This is a genomic window from Paenibacillus sp. 01L418 (assembly GCF_056400045.1).
Genome location: NZ_JBFTSN010000789.1, coordinates 1 through 1105, shown reverse-complemented (window position 1 = coordinate 1105; position 1105 = coordinate 1). Strand labels below are relative to the sequence as shown.

General features: G+C 38.6%; 1 protein-coding gene. It reads left to right on the top strand.

What is annotated here, in order from left to right:
- Positions 1 to 35 precede the first annotated feature (35 nt).
- On the top strand, positions 36 to 1105 hold a 1070-nt coding region (locus tag AC1DSE_RS35650; protein WP_477529168.1), incomplete at its 3' end, for a DEAD/DEAH box helicase.

Genomic DNA, 1105 nt, shown 5'->3' with positions numbered 1-1105 from the left:
CTAATATATAGGGTATAGTGAGGTGCTAAGAAATGATAAAAAAGAAATCACTTTCAGAAATGATCCGAAATTTACGAGCCAATGAAAATATTATAAATTGGACTGAAATAGAGCCTCAAGAGGCAAAAACAAAACCTCTGCCAGAAAGTGTTGATCCAAGAATTAAATCGGCTTTCGCAAAAAGAGGAATAGAGCATTTATATACACACCAGCACTCAGCCTACGAAACGATACGTAAAGGTGAAAATATAGTCGCTGTAACTCCGACCGCTTCTGGAAAAACGCTTTGTTATAACCTTCCAGTGTTACAAGCGATAGCGGAAGACGACGGCAGTCGAGCTTTATATTTATTCCCAACGAAAGCTCTTGCACAAGATCAAAAAAGTGAATTAACTGAAATGATAAACGAAATGGGAATTGATATTAAAAGCTTTACCTATGACGGCGATACTTCGCCTGCTATTCGAACGATTGTAAGAAATGTAGGACATATCGTCATCACGAACCCCGATATGCTGCATTCCGCTATCCTTCCACATCATACAAAATGGGTAAGTTTATTTAGCAATCTTAAATATATCGTTATTGACGAGCTTCATACGTATAGAGGCGTATTCGGAAGTCATGTAGCAAATGTCATTCGAAGGCTCAAACGAATATGCAAGTTTTATGGTAGCGATCCACTGTTTATTTGTACATCTGCCACAATTGCTAACCCTAAGGAACTAGCAGAACAATTGACAGGGAATCCTATGCGATTAATTGATGATAACGGCGCACCAAGAGGGCGGAAACATTTTGTTTTTTATAACCCGCCCATTGTAAATAAGCCGCTCAATATTCGAAAAAGTTCTACTGTAGAGGTTAATCAATTAGCGAAGGAATTTTTGACGAACAAAATACAGACGATTGTTTTTGCTCGCAGCCGGGTAAGAGTAGAAATTATTTTGAGCCATATTCAGGAATTGGTTAAAAATGAAATCGGCACAAAATCCATACGAGGCTACCGTGGCGGCTACTTGCCAAATCAAAGACGAGAAATTGAAAGAGGATTAAGAAACGGCGAAATAATAGGCGTGGTCAGCACAAATGCTTTAGAACTAGT